Here is a 17,987-nt window from a genome sequence, read left to right as displayed (position 1 = left end):
AAGCTTACGGGGCCATGATCACTCGCCCCAAAGCAGCTCCAGCCCAAAGCCGCTCCGCCGACCTCGCGTTTCTCATACCCGCAGGGATCCCCTCAGAACTCCATCTCGTCAATACGATTCTCAAGCTGTACGCATAGCGCATCAATACTGCTCGCGCGCCTCGGATGCAAAGCGGAATCAGGATTCGAAGTCACGAGTTTAGACACGAGCATTTTTACCTGCATGCCCACGTTCGTGTCATACACCTTCCCCTGCGACCGAAAAGCAGCCTCCATTCGGTCACCCCATTTGATCTTTTCTCTCTTAAATTCCGGCACATCCAAGGAAACGCCAAAAACTTTCGAAATTTCACTCTTATACAGCTCTACATTCAGAGTATCTTCGAACTCTGACTCCTTCATGGAAGGGACTATTGTGTAGGTCTCCTCTTTGGTGGACAGCAGACCTGCATCGCGCGCTTTACTTCCGGCCATCAACCCAGCGCTATCGTGATCCAAGAGAACATGATACTGACAAAGTTGCTGGCGCAATCCGTCCAACTTGGGCAGCAGGTTGGAGGCCCCCTTCAAGTGATCCAAGGCAAGTGCACCGTTAGTGATAAAAGTACTGAGCTTTGGACTTTTGCTTACTATAAGAGCTTCGAGTGAGTAGCGATCCGTGAGCCCCTCGACAATCAGCACAAGGGCGGCTTGCGCGAGATTGTCTGAAGTCCTTACCCCTAGAACGTCTCGCAGTTCATTCAACGTTTTCGCTGGTGTAGCCTTACTCCCACGTACAATGACGTTATTGGACAGCTTGAACCTGTCCACCAAGAGCGGACTATGGGTTGTGTAGATCACCTGCTGCTTGGATGCGATTTCGTTCACTACCTGGCGCACCCTGTGCACAGCACTGGGATGCAGATGAGCTTCAGGCTCCTCAATGGCCAGGATCAGCGAACGCCTCCCACTGTCGGCAACCTTCCGGGCCATAGCCAAAGCTGCCAAGCTCTGCACACCATCGCCCTTGTGCCTTAGATCGGTTTCAGCGCCATCATCGATAAGCACCTTGGTCTCATCAATTAGCCCGTCAAGAATACCTCCTTCCGTTACTTGAATTCGAACGTCAGCTATGTCCGGGATGAAGTCCTTCAGAGTTTCTTGCAATTCGATCGCTAGTGGCTTCATGGCATTAGTAACCGCTACTGAAAGTTGACTAACCAGGCTTTCGTATTGCTCGGCATCGAGAGCTTCAGTAATGCGGTCACGGAGCATTTCACGGATTACCTCTGTGGCGTCAGCGGCAGTTCTAACCGAGCCGACATACTCTATGCGCAGGTGGCGACCGACAAAGCTCGCCACTTGCCCAGCTTTCCGGTTTAGCGTTTCTTTTCCTGGACCCTGCTTACGGACGGTAAACTCCACATACCTGTTGACTGTGAGACGGATCGGCAGCTCCGTCTTAAGGCTAACTCCGATTCGACTCTTAAAAAGAGCCTTCTCCTCATCGTCCAACTCAAACCAAAAATCAATTATTGTACTTCCGTTTGGGGTCTTCTCCTGAAGGTCTTTTGGGTAGTCTTCGAACCAGTCATAGTACTGCCTGCTAGAAAGTCGTGCTGTGGACGAGTTAGCTCTAACGGATCCCGTCATGCCGAAGCGACGCAATATTCGCATACCCATAACAGCCGCTCGGAGGATGTTGGACTTCCCCTCATTGTTAGGGCCGACCAAAACCGCCAACTCTCCGAAGGTGAGGCGCGGGGTCTGTTTGATAGATCGGTAGTTCTTTACCGACAGTCCTGAAAGTTGCACTTTCGAAGCCCCTTTGCCTTATACGGCGGTCGTAACGCCCAAGATTACAGGCGTCCTACCAGCCGCACGACGCTTTTCTTCCAGTTCGTCACCCCCACGTCCGATCGGCGCACCCGCCGTCGTGGCTGACTATCGTCGGTGGAAGCTCAGACGCTCCAGGCCCAGCCTCCGCGCGTGCTCCGGAGCGAAGATGCCGTGTCATTCGCGTGCCAGATCCTGCGGGGGAACCACGGGGAACACCGGCGACCGGCCACGGTGCGGCCAAGGCCCCGACACCGCCACAGGTCAGCGCAGTAACAACCCCCAGAAGACCCAAGCTTCCCAAGCTGATGTCCCACGCCGGCCTGTCAGTGCCGCATGAGAGCGTCCGGGCATGAGCTACGACTTGGCTGTGTGGGAGGGCGAGCGCCCTGCGGACGCCAAGGCGGCCACCCGAGCGTTCACGGACCTCTATGAGCGCTACATCGACACGGATGAAGAGCATCCCCCGGCCGAGCGCATAGCGGCTTACGTCGCCGCCCTCCTGGAACGGTGGTGTGACCTGACCGAGGACGAGGAGGACTCCTCGCCCTGGTCGACAGGGCCGTTGATCCGAGAGGCGCGCGGCCCACTCCTCTACTTCCCGATGCGCTGGAGCATGGCTGAGGAGGCCTCCACCTACGCGGCGGCCCTCGCGGACTCAATGGGGCTGGTCTGCTTCGACCCCCAGCAGAATCGGCTCAGGCCCTGAAGCCGAGGACGCGCTTCCGTCTCAGTTTCCGTCTCATTCAGCGCCGTTCACGGTCGTTCAGACGGGACCGAAGCCAGTAGCCGCTCTCACGACCGTCCGCCGATGAACGCAGGTGAACGGCCCCGTCCGAGGCCCCCAGGACCACCACCACAGTTGGAAAGCGTGTTGGTCTCACGCCCGAGACATCAGACCCATGCCGACTGTCGACAGATTCCACGGTCCTGACCATGATTGACGAATGGCCGAGTTCAGTTGGCCGGACCGCTCACAGGCGCCGGCCGCGGATACCGTGGAGCGGAACTGGTTCGCAACCGTCTCCGCACTGCCTCTTGGATCTCACGTCAGCGGTCGGGTCATCGGCCGACAGCCGTTTGGCATCTTCCTCCTGATCGATGGCGTGCCGAATGCAGTCGGCCTTGCCGAGATCACCGCCATGCCTCACCACATGGAGTTGCCCGCCATGGGCGCTGCTGTCGCCGGTGAGGTGATCTGGCACGCGGATCACAACCGCCAGGTGAAGATCCGCCTTGATGCGTGGAACGTGCCCAGCTGATCACCTCCTGGGCGCCGCAGTTCTGCACCACGGCCGCACAAGATCGAGCGGGGAGCAGCGGCGAATCACGGTGAAGACAGCCAAGCCCGCAAGGGGCACAGCCCGCACGTTCGCCCAGATCAGCGCCTATATCGGTCGCAAGTGCCCCCAGCTCGCCAAGCTGATGGCGCCGACCCACACCAGTCAGCACACGAGTGTCTGCCGCTCGTCCGGGCTGCGGCGCTGGGGCGCCGGTCCCGGCCGGGCGGCAGACAGGAGGCGCGACTCTCCGGGTGCGACGCCGACGAAAGGATGCACAACCAAGCAGCCAGCAGCGAAAGAACGGTCAAATCGCAATCGGCCAGCACCAGTTAACCCAGGCAGTCTGCCGACCCCCCGATGTGACCGCTTCCATGGTTCGTGGCCGCCTCGGCACGCAGCACCATCTCCCCGGCAAGGCCCGACAGAATCAAGTCCGCCAGCAGTCGCGCCGCTTCAGGTCGCACGATGCCAAGGCGTACCAGCCCGTCGCCGGAGACATTCACGTCGGCCGCGAGGCCGGGGAAGTCCTCATCAAGGCCGAGGACGGACAGCTCTTCGGCCAAGATCTCAGCGCTGTGCCGCGCCTGTCTCCAGCCTCGGACGTACGGGACGCCGGGTGACAGGTCTTCGGCGCGCCTGGCGACGACACCACGCCGGTCGGTCATGGTTTCAGTCCTTTCCTGCACCCTGGTCTGAGGTACTTCCGTCGTTCTCTTCGAGGCGCTGCAACCCGGTGGCCAGCGCCGTCCGCAGGAGTTCCGCCAAGCGCTCCGCCGTGGCCGGCGAAACTCGCCCCAGCTCGACGAAGCCGTGCCCGAAGGCGTTCAAGTCGGCTCGTAGGTAGGGGAAGTCCCTTTCCAGGCCGGCGCGGAGGAGAGCGTCCCGGAGAGCAGTCGCGGCATCCCGTGCGGCATACCAACCGTCGCTGTTCAGCGGCGACCAGGTGGCGGCATCCTCCCGCTCGGCGGCGTCATCCCGCATCGGTGGTCTCCTCGAAGAGGGGGAGCGCGTAAGCGGCCGGAGACGGGTACTGCTCGCTGTAGCGGTCCACCCGAGCGAGCAACTCGGCAGACGCGGCCAGCATCGTTGCCAGGGCCGCCGGGCGGAGAGGGTTGGCAATGGGCCGACGGGTCGGGGCCCGGAGCCACTGGTAGCGGTCGCCGGTCATGGGCATGGGGCCGGGCACGACAACCACCGAGCCCTGCGCCGGGTAGCGATACCGAAGCGGGACCGCGGTCTCCTGCGCCAGGTGGTGAACGAACGCCTCCTTGCTCCGCGAGCCAAGGAAGAACCCGATTCGGCACGCCTTGTGGTCAAGTACCACGGGGCCGAACGGAAGTCCCCGACGCAGAAGTTGATCGAAGGTTTCCATGCCGACCCGATGCTCTACGGTCACGACATCGAAGAAGCGGCCGACCGTGAGGGCATACGGTGCACGTGGGTCGTCGGCCCATTTCCTCCGGCAGTCCGCCGGGTCATCGGCCGCCGCGGAGAGCCATTCCAATCCCCTCGTGGTCATCCTCTGCACGTCATCTCACCTCTGTAAGGCTCAGCGTGGCGCGGCCGCTGCCGCTGCTCTGCTTCCAGCTTCACCGTCAGTGACCGGCCCAGGGCAGATGACGAGAGGTGACGGGGGATGACGCGTAGCGCGTGGACGCGTCATCCCCCGTCGTGGCGCAATCAGCGCCCCTGTACGGCCACTTGGGGCGTAGGGACATGGGCCCGCGCGTACATTCGGTCGTACGGCCTGAGAGTCGTGCGTCCCAGTGGTCGCACCAGTTCGCTCGCGGGGAGGGGACGGTCACGTCTTCCATGGAGTCGACCAGCGTTCGGTTACGGCAGGCCCGCACGAATCGCGGCTGGAGTCAGCCACGGTTGGTCCGGGAGTTGCGTGACGCTGCGGCTCGCCGCGGGCACCAGCTCCCCGCAGAGGCCAGCGTCAAGCGGCGCATTGCCAGCTGGGAAAACGGCCACAGCGTTCCGGACGACTTCTACGGACCCCTTCTGTGCGACGCGTACAGCCTCAGCGCCGCGGAACTCGGGCTGAACCACGAGAGCGGACGGGAAACGTCGCTGCTGGACGTCAGCTATCCGGCGAGCCCCGATGACGCGATCGAAGTGGTCGGGGAGCTCTGGCGTGCCGATCTCAACCGGTATGAGCCCCTCTTACAGGCCGAACCGTCCGAGCCCGCGTGGAACGAGGCATCCCTCCGGTGGCTGGTTGCGCCTGAGCCAGCCGTTCCCCGGCAGCGTCGGGACGGTGTGCGCGTCGGACTCGGAGACGTCGCGACCATCAAGACCACCGCCGACATGTTCGCCGAACTGGACGACCGCTTCGGTGGCGACCACGCACGGTATGCGGCTATTCAGTACCTCAGCACCGAAGTGGCACCGCTGCTTCGCGGTCAGTACACGGAGCAGGTAGGCCGGGCCCTGTTCTCCACGGCGGCCGAGGCGACGTTGCTCGCCGGCTGGATGTCCTACGACGCCTGTCGACATGGTCTGGCTCAGCGCTACTTCCTCCAGGCCCTCCGCCTCGCCCAGGACGCGAACGACCGCCGGCTCGCCGGAAGCATCCTGTCGGCCATGAGCCATCAGGCCACGTTCCTCGGCCGGTACACCCAGGCCGCGACGCTCGCCCGAGCAGCACTTATGGGTATCTCCCCGGTGGCCACTCCTACGCTGCGCGCGCAGTTCCACGCCATGGAGGCCAGGGCCCTTGCCCGCACCGGAGACGTACGGGCCTGCGAGGCCGCCCTGAGCGCTGCCACGAAGGCTTTGGAGAGCCGGAACACCGCCGACGAGCCCGAATGGATCAGCTACTTCGACGAGGCCGAGTTGGCTGCCGAGGCTGCCCACTGCTTCCGCGACGTCAAGAGCGCCCGTCGGGCCGTCGAGCACGCCGAGAACGCCATGAGCGGCAGCCACGTGCGCAGTGACTTCTTCGCGACCATGGTTCTCGCCGACGCCCATCTTCACGCCGGAGACGTCGAGGAAGCCTGCCGCGTGGCACGTGACGCGCTCGACTTGGGCGAGCAGCTCAAATCAGCGCGGTGCGTCAGCTACCTCGCCGAATTCCGGCAGAACCTCGCTGCGGCCGACACCAGCGCTGAAGTTCAGATCTTCACCGAGCAGGTACGAGACCACAGGCTGTGGATTGCTTCAGGCGAGCACGCCGGGGTGTGACCGCAGGCCAATGCGCGATCAGAACGGACCCCACTCGTCCCGGCCCTTCCCCGTACGGAGGGACTGCACCCGTCGACCGAACTCGGCTGCCGCGCTCTCGCTCGTCGTCACCTGATGGCCGAGCCAGGCCACCATCATCAGCTCACGCAGGTCCGCGAGCGTTTCGTAGCCGGGCCAGTTCATCAGGTCGAAGCCGTACCGGTGCACGAAGTCCGCGTACTCCGCCTTCGTGTGCCAGCCGAAGCGGTCGTAGAACATCGCCGTCTGGATCAGGTCCCACTCACGCGGGGCGAGAGCGAAGCCGTCCAGGTCGATGAGCACCGCGTGCCCATCGCGGTGGCGGAGGATGTTCCCGATGCTCGCGTCACCGTGGATCAGTCCAAAGGGAAGGACGAAGTCCAACCGGTCGTAGTCCTTGCCCAACCTCGCCGCGCGTTCCTCCAGGAACATCCGGTCCGCCTCCGAAACGCCGTCCAAGCCGTCGAGGGAAGCCGCGAGCTTCGCCAGCGGATCGAAGTACGGGAGGCCGAGCGTTTCGGGCTCTTCGAGCCAGTGCAAGCGGCGCAGGAGGTCCGCCAACTCCCCTACCGTCGCGTACTCCTCGTGGTCCTGAACGCTCTCCCAGAAAGTGACCACCAGGCCGCGGACGAGAAGCGGCTGAGCCACCGAGGCCGGCGCGCGCATCGCCGGAAAGTCGTGCGACTCCAGCCAGCGGGCGACGCTTACGGCCCGTTCCATCTCTGCCTGTACCGCAGGGTCCCGCGCGATGCGAACGATGACGGGAGACGGCCCCAGACGGTAGACCGCGTTCGAGCCGAGCCTCAGCAACTCGGCGCCGTTGTGGTCCAGCCCAGCCGTCGCGCACGCTTCCGCGAGAACGGGTGCCAGCCCCTCCGCCGTGAACTCCGTGCCGCCGCCATCCGACGCCCCGCCGCTGCCCGAGATCATGCATCGACCTTACGGCTCACGGCAGTTGCCCGACAGGGCGCCCACGTAATGGGGGCGTAATGATCTTGCCTGTCGTTCACCTGACCGGAGCCTCCGCCGCAGGTCAGAGGGCAGGTGCGGTCTCGGTCTCACCTGGGCTCCGGAGCCGTGTGCGCAGGTTCGAATCCTGCCGGGGGCACCCCTTACGAGGTGCCCAAAGACCCCGTCACCAGCGGAAACGCTGAGGCCGGGGTCTTCGCGTATCTGCTGACGCGCTCAGGCAGATCGCCGAAAGTAGCCGATTGTCAGCGGTCACGTCGTGGTGGTGTGTTGATCTTGCGCCATGGTGCTCGACCCTCGTTCCGCTCTCATCCGCTCTGGGGCGGCGTCGAGAGCCGCCCCCTGGAAGGCGGTGGCACCTGCGGGGGGTCTCCGCCTCCGGCCCTCACCGCTTCGGAGAGTCGCTCGATGGAAGGGCGAAGGGAGCGGCTCTCGCCTCTGGGTCTCCACTCGTCGATTGCCGTCGGCAGACCGGTCTCCCGGCGAATCCGGTCCGAGAGGGCCGCGAGATAGCCCTCGTCTCGGACGCAGGTGATCAGGATGACCGCGTCTGTCCCGGTCCTTGGCAGAACGTCCAGGAATTCGTCGTCGAACGCTTCCGTCAGTCGCCCCGTGTCCGTGGGGGAGAACATCGCGAAGATCCCGATCCGGGTGCCGTCCGGCCGCAGGACCTTCAGGAGCGGTTCCCCGGTTCCTATCCCGACCGGGTGAGGTATGACCCGTTCCCCGTCCGCCAGGCTCGCGATGGTCGTGTCACGCACCCGGATCTCGAACAGGAGCCAGTCGGCCAGAACGAGCAGCCGATCCCGCTGGTCGTCCCCGTCGTTCGTCTCCGTCAGCATCTGCACGAGGCGGGCGGCGTCACCGGGCGGAAGCCGCCCGGCCATGGCTCCGACCTGCCTCGCGCGCCGTACGCCGAAGTACAGCTCGACGTCCCTGATTCTCACTCGGTGCAGGGACAGCCCGATCACTGCGATGATCAGGAATGTGACGCCACCCAGGACAAGCGCCACACTCCCTGCGCCGCTCTTCCCGAGGAAGACGGACACCACCCCGCCGGCGGCCAGTGCGAGACCGATCAAAGTGGCGCCCAGGCGCTGCCACTTGTTCAACGGAGTGGCATAGGTCGCGGATAACTCTGCTTCCTCACCCACGGCATGGACCTCTTCGGTTGGCATGTGCCGACCATAGCGTTGTCTCGATGCGGAGCCGGAAGCCTCGTCGACCGCCGCGACTTCCGGGGGTGGGACACCTGATCGCGGACGAGCGCCAGTTCCTGAGTCTGCCTCCAGGGACGCGAGTACCAGCCGCCGCGAGCACGTTCCCCGCCGACCGGTGACAGGTGTCGCGTTACATCAGCCAGAGGGAGCTGCCGCCCGCCTCGGTCAGTTCGCGTAGGGCCCTCTCGCCCGGGTGGGCGGCTGCGAGGCGGTGGCCGGCGTTCGTGGACCACTCGAGGCGGTGGGTGGCCAGGGCCGCGATGAACAGTGCGAGTTGGAGGCCCAGGTCGTAGCCGATGTGCTCGCCTCCCTCAAGGCGGGCGATGCCCCGGTCCACGGCTTCGGAGAGGTCCTCCTGGCACTCCGAGACGATCTCGGGGTGGAGCAAGTCGCTGGCCCGGCGGTCCAGTTGGACGCGGTCGGCGATACGGATCAGCGCTCGGGCCGCTTCGATGCGTTCGGCCGCCGTACCGCGTTCGTCGACCATGTCGCGGCTGCGGCCCACCGCCTCCGCCAGGTGCGCGAACGTGTCGTCCTGGCCGGTGAAGCGGTCGTACGTCTGGCCCCGCCAGGTCAGTTCGTCGGGTGCGGCCGCCGCGTCGACCACTGTCGCGTAGCCGAGGGGGTCCGCCCAGGAGGTCAGTGCGCAGCAGGCCAGGAAGCGTGCGGCCGGGTCGGCGTGCTCGTCGCGCAGGAGGGTCGCCAGGCCCTGAGTGCGTTCCGCGTAGCCGCCGTCGAGGGCGTCGGCGATGACGTCGTCCGGCTCCGCGGGCAGGCCGTCGAAGTCCGTGAACAGGAGTTCCTTCAGCACGGGGTCCGGTTCCCAGCGGGGTGTCGCGTCGGGCACTGGTACTTCTTTCCGCTTCAGGGCCGTGAGGTGGGGTACGGGCCGGTGACGTATTCCTTGGGGACGACGCCGCTGATCAGCCATTCGCCGTCCCGGCGGGTGTTGAGCATGGCCATCACCCTGTCTGTGACCTTACGTGACTTGCCCTTGCTCAGCCCGAGGCCGTCCACGAAGTCGGAGACCTCGTGGGGCTTGAGTTCCGACGGCACCTCGATGTGCTGTCCGGCGACCTTGTCGATCTCTTCACCGATGGAGGCCTGAATGCGTTCCGGCGGAAGGATCTCCACTCCGTGCACATGGCCCGCGTCGATGTCCTTCTGCAGTCGCTGGTAGTCGACGCTGATCTCTTCGCTCCCGTACACCTTGCCCGTGCCGTCCTTCGGGGCGAACGAGGTGTACTGGCTGGACTCCTTGGCGGCCTTGTTCTTGCCTCCGAGTACGTGCTGCAGCGGCGATATCTCGCCCTCGGGGTCGGCCGGGACGATGCCGAGGTCCGGATCGAAGCGGGACTTCCGCAGGCCCAGTGGATTGTGCGTGGCGCCGAAGTCGTCGTCCTGGCGGATCAGGCGCAGTTCGTCCGGATCGAGGGAGTCGAGCTCCTCGGGAAGGCCTGCTGCCGAGCGGGAGAAACCGGGCAGGCCGGCGAACAGGTCACCGAGGCCGCCCGCCTCGGTCGCTGCCTTCACGGTCCTGGCCCCGGCGCCGAACATCCCCCCGTACGCCATGCCGTAGAGGGCGGCGTCGCTGGCCTCGTCGAGGTTGAGGCCCTTGCTCTCCCCGAGGGCGATGCTCACGGGCTGGGTGACGGCCAGGTCCACCGTCACGGACTCGACACCGGCGAAGGCCGCCGTGGCCAGCGTGGTGCCCGCGATGGTGGCCACCTCCGTCGACACCGCCACGCCCAGGCCGGCCGCCAGATCCGCCACGGTGACGGCGGCCGCCGCGGCCGCGCCCTCCGATATGCCCGCGGTGAAGATGGCAAGGGCCGTTCCCGCCACGAGGGTCGCGCCGACGATCTCCAGCTCGTGTTCGAGCTGCTTCTTCGCGCTGTGCACGGCGTCCGCGTAGGCGTCGAGCGCCTTGGCCATGTCACGGGCGGCATCGGCCAGGTCCTTCAACCAGCCGTGCCCGTCGTGGTAGTAGCGGCGCCAGTACGGGTCGTCGAAGGCCGAGATCGCCTCACCCGTGTTGTGTTCGATGATGGAACGCGCCGCCTTGTTGGCGGCCGAGGTGACGTCGTCGACGTCGTCGGCGAAGTCCCGCCACGTCTTCGCCGCGTCGCGCAATCCGTCCTCGTCGGCAGCGGGCCACCACATGCCCGTCAGGTCCTGGACGACCTTTCGAGCCTTGTCCGCGACGCTCACCTGCCGCGGTCCTCGGTGTCGTGATCGGCGGTGTCGTGGTCCTGAGTGCCGTGATCGGCGGTGTCGTCATCGACCTGGATCCGGTTGAACATCCCGCGGATCAACTCGTCGTTGTCGATGTGTCCGTCGGCCATGTCGACCATTGCCAGCCGGATGCTCGCCAGCCCCTCGGCCAGGATCCGGGCGGAGTCCTCGATCTGCTTGACGTGCGGGCCGTACGCCTTGTGGAACTTCTCGCCCTGCTCGTCGTCACCCCAGGGCGAACCGGCCGCGGCGAGGCCCTGCTTCAACTGGGTGAGAGCTCGGGCAAGAGCCACACTCTGGTCGTGGAAGTGGGGCGCCGTCGCCTTGAGGTCCGAGATCTTGATGTCGAGTATCTCGCCGCTTTCGCCCATGACTTGGCGCCTCTCCCCCTTCGACGACGGCTCGAACACATCACCCTAGTGCCCGTTGCAGCTTCCGACTGCACGGCACGGCGGGCAGAGAGGAGATCCGGATCACTGCCTGAACGCGTGCCGGGCCTGGGCGAAGAGAGACGGGAAGGCCCGTGACACTGTCTCGCCGAGAGGCCCCCTTCTCGCCTCACGCCGTCAACGGCCCTGCTACGCCGACCGCTTGCGCGCCGCTGTCTTCTTCGCCGGTGTCTGGGCCGTCTTCTTCGACGAAGAGGTCGTCGTCTTCTTCGCCGCCGTCTTCCTCGACGAGGACGAGGATGCGGATGCGGACGCGGAGGAAGTCGCCGACGAAGACGCCGACGCGGTCGACGTCGTCTTCTTCGGGTCCGCCTGGGGCTTCGAGCGAGTCGTCTTCGCCGTTGATTTTCTTGCCCGTTGGGGCTTCTTCGTTGTCGTCGAGGTGGACTTCTTCGTCGTCTGGTCCTTCGGGAGGTGGGTGATCTCCGCCTCGCCGCGGGACTCCTTCGCCTCGCGCACGCTGCGTTCCAGCGCCGCCATCAGGTCCAGGACCTTGCCGCCCGTCGCCGGTTCGGGGGTCTCCGGTGGGGTCTCGCCCGAGGCCTTGGCCGCCACCACCTCTTCGACCGCCTCGCGGTACTCGTCGTGCAGGTCGGCCAGGTCGACCTCGCCCAACGTGTCCATCAGGGCGTCCGCCAGGTCGAGTTCCTTGTCGCGGACCGTCACCGAGGTGTCGGGGGCCACGCCCTCCGGGGCCCTGACCTCGTCCGGCCACAGCAGGCCGTGCATGGCGATCGCCTCGCCCACCACCCGCAGCATGCCGAGGCGCTCCCGGCCCCTCAGCGCATACTTCGCGATCGCCACCTTCTTGCTGCGCTTGAGGGCCTCACGGAGCAGGGTGTACGGCTTCGCAGCCGGTGCGCCGCTCGCCGCAAGGTAGTACGCCGCGCTCAGCTGGAGCGGATCGATGCGGTCCTCCGGGACGAACGCCACGATCTCGATCGTCTTCGCCGTCGGGATCGGCAGCTGCGACAGGTCCTCGTCCGTGATCGGAATCATCGAGCCGTCCGCGTCCTCGTACGCCTTGCCGATCTCCGCCGTCTCGACCTCCTTGTCCTCCAGCTCGCAGAACTTGCGATAGCGGATGCGGCCGCCGTCCTCGGTGTGGATCTGGCGGAAGGAGATCGCGTGGCTCTCGGTCGCGTTGACCAGCTTGATCGGGATGCTGACCAGGCCGAACGAGATGGCGCCGTTCCATATGGATCTCACGTGCAGCGTCCTTTCCGCGGTCGGCCCCGCCGCAGGGAGGGTGAGCGGTATGTGACATTTTGCGTGGGATGCTCATCGTATGACGCCCATCACCGACGTGGAGGGGCGGCGGCTCGCGCTCAGCAACCTCGACAAAGTGCTCTATCCGGCGACCGGGTTCACCAAGGGCGAGGTGCTGCACTACTACGCCACCACCGCCCCCGTCCTGCTGCCGCATCTGCGGGACCGGCCGGTGTCCTTCCTGCGCTACCCGGACGGGCCCGACGGGCAGGTCTTCTTCACCAAGAACGTCCCGCCCGGTACCCCCGACTGGGTCACCACCGCCGAGGTCCCCCGGGTGGAGGGGCCCGCCCGGATGGTGCTCGTGCAGGATCTCGCCAGCCTGATCTGGGCCGCCAACCTCGTCACCGAGTTCCACACCCCCCAGTGGGTGATCGCCGCACCCGGCGACGCCGACCGGCTCGTCCTCGACCTCGACCCCGGGCCGCCCGCCGGCGTCGTCGAGTGCTGCCGTGTCGCCCTCTGGCTGCGGGAGCGGCTGGCCGCGGACGGGATCGACGCCTTCGCCAAGACCTCCGGATCCAAGGGGCTGCATCTGCTCGCCGCCGTCCGGGACGCCACCTCCCAGCAGGTCAGCGAGTACGCCAAGGCGCTCGCCGTCGAGGCCGAGCGGGACCTGCCCCGGCTCGTCGTCCACCGGATGACCCGCAGCCTGCGGCCGGGCAAGGTCTTCGTCGACTGGAGTCAGAACGCCGCCCGCAAGACCACCGCCACCCCGTACACCCTGCGCGCCCGGCCCGAGCCCACCGTCTCCACCCCCCTCACCTGGGACGAGGTGGCGGAGAGCGAACAGGGCCCGGTGGGTTCGTCGCTCGTCCTCCACGCGCCGGATCTCGCCGGTCGCGTGCGGGAGTACGGCGATCTGCTGGCACCCCTGCTCGATCCGGCCACGGCGGCCCGCCTGCCGTGAGCCACGCCCCGGCCGGCCTCCCCCGCCAGCCACCCGCTACGCCCTGCCCCAGGTCCCCCGGTCCCGCGCCATCGCGTGCAGCGCCTCCACGTCGGCAGGCTTCAGGACTCCGCCCGTGCGGGACAGGGCCGGCAGGTCCGCGGCGCTCAGGACGCGCACGCCGCGCGGCGGCGCCGTGACCGTCAGGTCCGACGCGCCCACCAGGACCAGCACCGGGTGCACCTCCGCCGTCAGCGCGTACGACGCCCGGTCCGCGTCCGCGCGTACGCCGCGCAGCAGCGGTCTCGGCTCGTGGCGGCCCAGCGCGACCATCGGGTCGGCCACCAGCACCCGCTGCTTGCGGGCCGCCACCGTACGGATGGCGAAGAGGCCGCCGGGGCCGATCGCCAGATGGTGGATGCGGTCGCCGCCGGGCAGCGGGACGGAGTGCAGCGCGTGCCAGCCCGCGCCGTCCAGGGCGTCCAGCGCCTCGCCCACCGCCTGCTCGGCGTCCAGGGCGCGGCGGCGCGGGTCGGGGCGCAACCGGTGCGGCGGGCCCGGGTCCCGGTCCAGGGCGATCAGCAGCGCCTCGCCGGGGCGGTTGGGGGCCAGGTCGTCGTCCGGGTGGAGGGCGAGCCGGGCCAGCTCGGCCGGGGTCGGGACAGGCGGCGGCCCGACGGCGACGGGTCCGGTCAGGAAGGGCCCGAGCGCCTCCAGTACGTCCTCCCGCTGGTCCTCGCTGAGCAGGTGGACGCGGGCCGCCTCGCGGTCGTACCAGGCGACGTTGTGTCCGTCGGTGCGGCAGACGTAGAGCCGTTCCTGGCCGTGCCGCCAGGTCGGTATGACGCGCAGCTTGTTCATGCACCATCACCCCTCGACCATGGGAACAGGCGGGGTGCTCCAGGGGCAAGAACCCGGTTACCTTTGACAGCACTTGGGAGGTTGGGGAGGCGCCGTTGCGTACCCGCAGGAAGCAGCCCGACGTGCCCGCTCCGGACAGCCCGTGGAACGAGATCGTACCGGGGCTGTGGATGGGCGGGCACGAGTTCCGCGGCCGTTCGGGGCAGCCCGAGTTCGCGGTCGTACGGGACGAGTTCGATCTTGTCCAGACGCTTCTGCGGCTGCCGGGGTACGGTCCCGCCCCGGGCGTCGAGCACCACGTGTGGCCCATTCCGGACGGGCCGCTCGACGGTACCCAGCTCGCGGGCGTGATGCGGCTCGCGCGGGCCGCGTGCGACGCGCTGGACGACGGCCGGCGGGTGCTCGTGCGCTGCTACCACGGGTACAACCGCTCCGGCCTCGTCGTCGCGCAGGCCCTCGTCCACCGGGGGCGCTCCGCCGAGGAGGCCGTCCGGCTGATCCGCGCCCGCCGCTCCCCCTGGGCGCTGCACAACGATCTCTTCGTCGAGTATCTGCGGGCGGGGCTCTCGACGGCCCGGCTGCTGGAGGAACTCACCGAGTGAGCCGGGCGCGGCAGCGGGGCAGGCGCCGCGGCTCTGGGGTGGGAGCGGGAACGGGAACGGGAACGGGAGCAGGCCACGGCCGCGGGCGAGGGCGCGGATAAAAGGACTTCCGCATGAATAAGGTGTACGGGACATACGCCCCGCACCTCCCAGGAGTCCCGTGCCCGCCCGCGCCCGCCGTCCCCTCCGTACGGCCCGTGCCGTCGCCCTCGCCGGGCTGCTCGCAGTGGCCGGCGCCGGGTGCGGCCGGGCGGGCGGACTGACGAGCGCGGGTGCCACACCCACCGCGATCAGTCCGCAGAAGCTCTGGCCCGGCCTGCGGCCCGCCGCCAGCCCCGCATGGCCGTACGACGAGGCCGAGACCGAGGTGGTCAAGGGCGTGCCGGTGCCGGGCGACGACATCCGCGCGGTCGATCCCGTCGCCGTCGTACGGGCGGAGATCGCGGCGCATCCGGGCGACTACCGCGGGGCGAAGGCGCCGTACCGGAACACGGCGACGCGGCTCGGCGACTGCGCCACCGGCCCCACGCCCGGCGCGGACGGCACGGCCGGCACGGCCGGTACCGGGGCAAGCCCCGGAGCAGGGGCCGGAGCAACCCGGTGTCCGCTGCTCAAGGCCTACTACCGCGACCTCACCGGCGACGGCCGCGCCGACATGACGCTCGGGTTCCGGCTGCCTCCCACCAATCAGACGGCCGTCCGCGTGTACACCGTCGAGGGGCACCGGCTGGTGCAGGTCATGGCCAACGACGACGCCGTGCTGGGCGTGGAGATCGCCGGCCGCTCGGTGATCATCCGCTCGCCCGCCGGGATCAGCGGCTACGAGTACCGCACGACCTGGAACTGGGACCCGGAGCAACGGGCGATGGTCTTCAACCGGGACGAGTTCCTGCGTACCGGGCGGCGGCGGGTCTCGCCCCAGCCCTCGGCTTCCCGTTCGGCCGCGCCGTCGGCTTCCCGTTCGGCCGGGGCCTCAGCATCGGTATCGGACTCTGCCTCGCCGCGACCGGCCGGGGCCGACTCCACCGCGCCGAACTCCTCGGCCGCCTTGGCTCCCATGGCCGCCTCGACCCCCTCGACGGCCACCTCGGCCACCTCGGCCGCCTCGGCCCTCCCGGCCGCCGCAGGTGTGCGATGAGGCTCGCGCTGCCCTCCTGGGCGGGGACGCTCGCGGTCAAGGCCGCCGTCTTCATCACCGGCATGTGCTGCGCGCTCGCCGCGCTGCTCGGCGTCCTGGTGCATGTGTCGGTGACCGGGCAGACCGTCGGACAGGCCCGCGACCAGGCGCTGGACCGGCTGACCGACGCGTCGGCGGCGTACCAGGCCGGGGACGGGCTGCTGCCCGGCGCCGGGGTGGACCCGGCGGGGCTTCCCGGGCCGCTGCGAGCCCTCGCGGTGGACGGGCACCGGGGCACGATGGTCTCCTCGCACGACGGGCGGCCGACGATGTGGGCGGCCATGCCCGCGGACGGCGGCCGCGCGCTGGCCGTGGAGCTCGACTACTCGCAGCAGGCGCGGACCATCGCCGGACTCGACCGCGCGATCGTCTGGTCGTCGGTGCTCGCGATCGCGGCGACCGTCGTCGTCGGCGCGTTCGCCGTGTCCCGGGTGACCCGGCGGCTGCACGGCACGGCCCGCGTCGCCCGCCGGATCAGCGCGGGCGACCTCGACGCCCGGGTCAACGACCCGCTCACCGCCGACCCGACGCGGCCGCCGGACGAGGTCGCCGCGGTGGCCGCCGCGCTGGACTCCATGGCGTCGTCGCTCCAGGGCAAGCTGCTGAGCGAGCAGCGGTTCACCGCGGACGTGGCGCACGAGCTGCGCACCCCCCTGACCGGACTGCACGCGGCGGCCGAGCTGCTGCCGCCGGGGCGGCCCACGGAGCTGGTCCGGGACCGGGTGGCGGCGCTGCGCACGCTCACCGAGGACCTGCTGGAGATCTCCCGGCTGGACACCGGCCGGGAGCGGCTGGAGCTGGACGTCGAGGAACTCGGCGCGCTCGCCGGGCGGGTGGTGCGGGCGTCGGGGACGGACACGGCCGTCACCGTGGTGCGGGACGCGCGCGTCGAGACCGACCGGCGCCGGCTGGAGCGCGTGCTCGGCAATCTCGTCGCCAACGCGCACCGGCACGGGCGGGCGCCCGTGGTGCTGACGGTGGACGGGCCGGTGGTGACCGTACGGGACCACGGGGACGGCTTTCCGGCGTACCTGGTGGAGCACGGGCCGCAGCGCTTCCGCACGGAGGGCGGCGCGACGGGGCACGGGCTCGGGCTGACCATCGCGATGGGCCAGGCGGAGGTGCTCGGCGCGCGCCTGGTCCTCGCCGACGCGGACGACGGCGGGGCGGTCGCCCGGCTCACGCTCCCCTCGGCAGGGGCGCCGGGGCAGCGCGCCTGATCGGGCGTCACCTCGGGCCCACGGCGGCACCTGCCGGCCTCTCTTCCCCGGGCCCCCCATCGGCCCAACCCACCCCCGACGGCCCAGCGCGGCGGGCAGCCCCGCGGGTCGGCTCCTAACGTGGCGATTAGTCAGATTCATCCTCTTTCACGGAGGTACCCTCATGTCCCTGCGCTCCCTCCTCACCCGTCTGGCCATAGTGTCCGCCGCCGGCGGTTTCGTCGTCGCCGCCGTCACCTCGCCCGCCTCCGCCGACAACGGCGGGAACGGCACCGACCCGGCCGGCGGCCGACCGGAGGGAAGCTCGGCCGCACAGACCGGCTGGACCCCGGCCGCCGACCAGCACGGCAACGGAACCGGCACCGGCACCGGCACCGGGACGGCCACCGGCAGCACGACCCCCAATCCCAGCGCCAACACCCCGGCCACCGGCACGAACGGCCACGGCACCACCACCACGAACCCGAACGCGACGGGCACCACGCCCGACAGCCACGGCCATACGAGCACCAACCCGGCCGGGGCGGGGACGAACACGAACCCTGCGGGCGCGGGAACGAACACCAACCCGGCCGGCGCGGGCACGAACACCCACCCCGCCGGCGCGGGCACCAACACCAACCCGACCGGCGCAGGCACCAACACCAACCCGGCCGGCACGGACACCAACGCCAACAACCACGGCACCACCAATCCCAACACCCACCCCACCGGTACCACCCCCGACAACCACCCCACCGGCACCGCCCCCGACAACCACAGCACCGGCACCGGCACCACCGCCGGTCGCCCCAC

Annotated in this window: 18 protein-coding genes and 1 pseudogene; 8 read left to right on the top strand and 11 right to left on the bottom strand. The window is 68.3% G+C overall.

All coding sequences use genetic code 11. From position 1 onward, the window contains the following. Positions 1–92: 92 nt before the first annotated feature. Positions 93–1,793, bottom strand: coding sequence for an ATP-dependent nuclease (locus WN71_RS39510; protein ID WP_143074796.1), 1,701 nt, complete (start codon positions 1,791–1,793; stop codon positions 93–95). A gap of 373 nt (positions 1,794–2,166) precedes the next feature. Between WN71_RS39510 and WN71_RS03855 the strand changes: the two genes are divergently transcribed. Next, on the top strand, positions 2,167–2,523 hold the full coding sequence (locus WN71_RS03855) for a hypothetical protein (protein ID WP_046587225.1): 357 nt from the start codon (positions 2,167–2,169) through the stop codon (positions 2,521–2,523). A 238-nt stretch (positions 2,524–2,761) separates the two neighbouring features. Further along, positions 2,762–3,076: a S1 domain-containing protein gene (locus WN71_RS42190; protein WP_046587226.1), complete on the top strand. Its 315-nt coding sequence runs from the start codon at positions 2,762–2,764 to the stop codon at positions 3,074–3,076. 350 nt (positions 3,077–3,426) lie between these two features. On the opposite strand, the gene WN71_RS03845 is transcribed toward WN71_RS42190, so the two are convergent. Genes WN71_RS03845 through WN71_RS03835 form a run of 3 tightly spaced genes read right to left on the bottom strand, consistent with a single transcriptional unit; the run spans position 3,427 to position 4,616 of the window. Then, the gene (locus tag WN71_RS03845; RefSeq protein WP_046587228.1) at positions 3,427–3,762 is read right to left on the bottom strand and encodes a hypothetical protein; all 336 of its coding nucleotides are present in this window, start codon (positions 3,760–3,762) and stop codon (positions 3,427–3,429) included. Between the two features lie 4 nt (positions 3,763–3,766). After that, the gene (locus tag WN71_RS03840; RefSeq protein ID WP_046587230.1) at positions 3,767–4,078 is read right to left on the bottom strand and encodes a hypothetical protein; all 312 of its coding nucleotides are present in this window, start codon (positions 4,076–4,078) and stop codon (positions 3,767–3,769) included. Next, the gene (locus tag WN71_RS03835) at positions 4,068–4,616 is read right to left on the bottom strand and encodes a bifunctional DNA primase/polymerase (protein ID WP_079177630.1); all 549 of its coding nucleotides are present in this window, start codon (positions 4,614–4,616) and stop codon (positions 4,068–4,070) included. The genes WN71_RS03840 and WN71_RS03835 overlap by 11 nt, the downstream gene beginning before the upstream one ends. Positions 4,617–4,909: 293 nt before the next feature. Here WN71_RS03835 and WN71_RS03830 point away from each other — a divergent pair, with 293 nt between their 5' ends. Continuing rightward, positions 4,910–6,283: an NsdA family TPR-like regulatory protein gene (locus WN71_RS03830; RefSeq protein WP_046587262.1), complete on the top strand. Its 1,374-nt coding sequence runs from the start codon at positions 4,910–4,912 to the stop codon at positions 6,281–6,283. Positions 6,284–6,301: 18 nt separating this feature from the next. Here the strand turns inward: WN71_RS03830 and WN71_RS03825 are convergent, their stop codons facing one another. The 6 genes from WN71_RS03825 to ku all read right to left on the bottom strand — a co-directional run bounded on the left by WN71_RS03825 (position 6,302) and on the right by ku (position 12,383). Continuing rightward, on the bottom strand, positions 6,302–7,231 hold the full coding sequence (locus WN71_RS03825) for an aminoglycoside phosphotransferase family protein (protein WP_046587234.1): 930 nt from the start codon (positions 7,229–7,231) through the stop codon (positions 6,302–6,304). A 347-nt stretch (positions 7,232–7,578) separates the two neighbouring features. Next, on the bottom strand, positions 7,579–8,448 hold the full coding sequence (locus WN71_RS03820) for a hypothetical protein (protein WP_071369798.1): 870 nt from the start codon (positions 8,446–8,448) through the stop codon (positions 7,579–7,581). A gap of 172 nt (positions 8,449–8,620) precedes the next feature. Next, positions 8,621–9,337: a hypothetical protein gene (locus WN71_RS03815; protein WP_046587238.1), complete on the bottom strand. Its 717-nt coding sequence runs from the start codon at positions 9,335–9,337 to the stop codon at positions 8,621–8,623. 17 nt (positions 9,338–9,354) lie between these two features. Further along, positions 9,355–10,701: a WXG100 family type VII secretion target gene (locus WN71_RS42185; RefSeq protein WP_046587240.1), complete on the bottom strand. Its 1,347-nt coding sequence runs from the start codon at positions 10,699–10,701 to the stop codon at positions 9,355–9,357. Next, a complete protein-coding gene (locus WN71_RS03805; protein ID WP_046587264.1) occupies positions 10,698–11,096 on the bottom strand; it encodes a hypothetical protein in 399 nt (132 codons plus the stop codon). Before WN71_RS03805 ends, WN71_RS42185 begins: the two co-directional genes overlap by 4 nt. A gap of 207 nt (positions 11,097–11,303) precedes the next feature. Further along, a complete protein-coding gene (ku, locus tag WN71_RS03800; RefSeq protein WP_046587242.1) occupies positions 11,304–12,383 on the bottom strand; it encodes a non-homologous end joining protein Ku in 1,080 nt (359 codons plus the stop codon). A gap of 79 nt (positions 12,384–12,462) precedes the next feature. Here ku and ligD point away from each other — a divergent pair, with 79 nt between their 5' ends. Beyond that, positions 12,463–13,353: a non-homologous end-joining DNA ligase gene (gene ligD / locus WN71_RS03795; protein ID WP_046587244.1), complete on the top strand. Its 891-nt coding sequence runs from the start codon at positions 12,463–12,465 to the stop codon at positions 13,351–13,353. A 36-nt stretch (positions 13,354–13,389) separates the two neighbouring features. Here the strand turns inward: ligD and WN71_RS03790 are convergent, their stop codons facing one another. Further along, complete coding sequence (locus tag WN71_RS03790) at positions 13,390–14,193, bottom strand: nuclease-related domain-containing protein (protein ID WP_046587246.1); 804 nt, start codon at positions 14,191–14,193, stop codon at positions 13,390–13,392. A gap of 95 nt (positions 14,194–14,288) precedes the next feature. On the opposite strand from WN71_RS03790, the gene WN71_RS03785 reads away from it, so the two are divergent. The 4 genes and pseudogenes from WN71_RS03785 to WN71_RS03770 all read left to right on the top strand — a co-directional run. Continuing rightward, entirely contained in the window at positions 14,289–14,795 is a 507-nt protein-coding gene (locus tag WN71_RS03785) for a protein-tyrosine phosphatase family protein (protein WP_079177626.1), read from the top strand. Between the two features lie 160 nt (positions 14,796–14,955). Next, entirely contained in the window at positions 14,956–15,933 is a 978-nt protein-coding gene (locus WN71_RS03780) for a hypothetical protein (protein ID WP_063777713.1), read from the top strand. After that, positions 15,930–17,192, top strand: coding sequence for a sensor histidine kinase (locus WN71_RS03775; RefSeq protein WP_046587250.1), 1,263 nt, complete (start codon positions 15,930–15,932; stop codon positions 17,190–17,192). The genes WN71_RS03780 and WN71_RS03775 overlap by 4 nt, the downstream gene beginning before the upstream one ends. A 163-nt stretch (positions 17,193–17,355) precedes the next feature. After that, positions 17,356–17,987 (top strand): annotated as a pseudogene (locus tag WN71_RS03770) (hypothetical protein); the annotation flags it as partial.

The sequence above is a fragment of the Streptomyces mangrovisoli genome (assembly GCF_000974985.2).
Taxonomy (GTDB): Bacteria; Actinomycetota; Actinomycetes; order Streptomycetales; family Streptomycetaceae; genus Streptomyces; species Streptomyces mangrovisoli.
Note: the sequence above shows the minus strand (reverse complement) of the source record. Positions and strands in the feature narration are given on the sequence as shown.

Excerpts from the sequence above, each read along its gene's own strand:
- WN71_RS03855 (WP_046587225.1), top strand. The coding sequence starts at position 2,167 with ATGAGCTACGACTTGGCTGTGTGGGAGGGCGAGCGCCCTGCGGACGCC.
- WN71_RS03790 (WP_046587246.1), bottom strand. The coding sequence starts at position 14,193 with ATGAACAAGCTGCGCGTCATACCGACCTGGCGGCACGGCCAGGAACGG.
- WN71_RS03835 (WP_079177630.1), bottom strand. The coding sequence starts at position 4,616 with ATGACCACGAGGGGATTGGAATGGCTCTCCGCGGCGGCCGATGACCCG.
- WN71_RS42190 (WP_046587226.1), top strand. The coding sequence starts at position 2,762 with ATGGCCGAGTTCAGTTGGCCGGACCGCTCACAGGCGCCGGCCGCGGAT.
- ligD (WP_046587244.1), top strand. The coding sequence starts at position 12,463 with ATGACGCCCATCACCGACGTGGAGGGGCGGCGGCTCGCGCTCAGCAAC.
- WN71_RS03820 (WP_071369798.1), bottom strand. The coding sequence starts at position 8,448 with ATGCCAACCGAAGAGGTCCATGCCGTGGGTGAGGAAGCAGAGTTATCC.
- WN71_RS03840 (WP_046587230.1), bottom strand. The coding sequence starts at position 4,078 with ATGCGGGATGACGCCGCCGAGCGGGAGGATGCCGCCACCTGGTCGCCG.
- WN71_RS03830 (WP_046587262.1), top strand. The coding sequence starts at position 4,910 with ATGGAGTCGACCAGCGTTCGGTTACGGCAGGCCCGCACGAATCGCGGC.
- WN71_RS03805 (WP_046587264.1), bottom strand. The coding sequence starts at position 11,096 with ATGGGCGAAAGCGGCGAGATACTCGACATCAAGATCTCGGACCTCAAG.
- WN71_RS03775 (WP_046587250.1), top strand. The coding sequence starts at position 15,930 with ATGAGGCTCGCGCTGCCCTCCTGGGCGGGGACGCTCGCGGTCAAGGCC.
- WN71_RS03825 (WP_046587234.1), bottom strand. The coding sequence starts at position 7,231 with ATGATCTCGGGCAGCGGCGGGGCGTCGGATGGCGGCGGCACGGAGTTC.
- WN71_RS03845 (WP_046587228.1), bottom strand. The coding sequence starts at position 3,762 with ATGACCGACCGGCGTGGTGTCGTCGCCAGGCGCGCCGAAGACCTGTCA.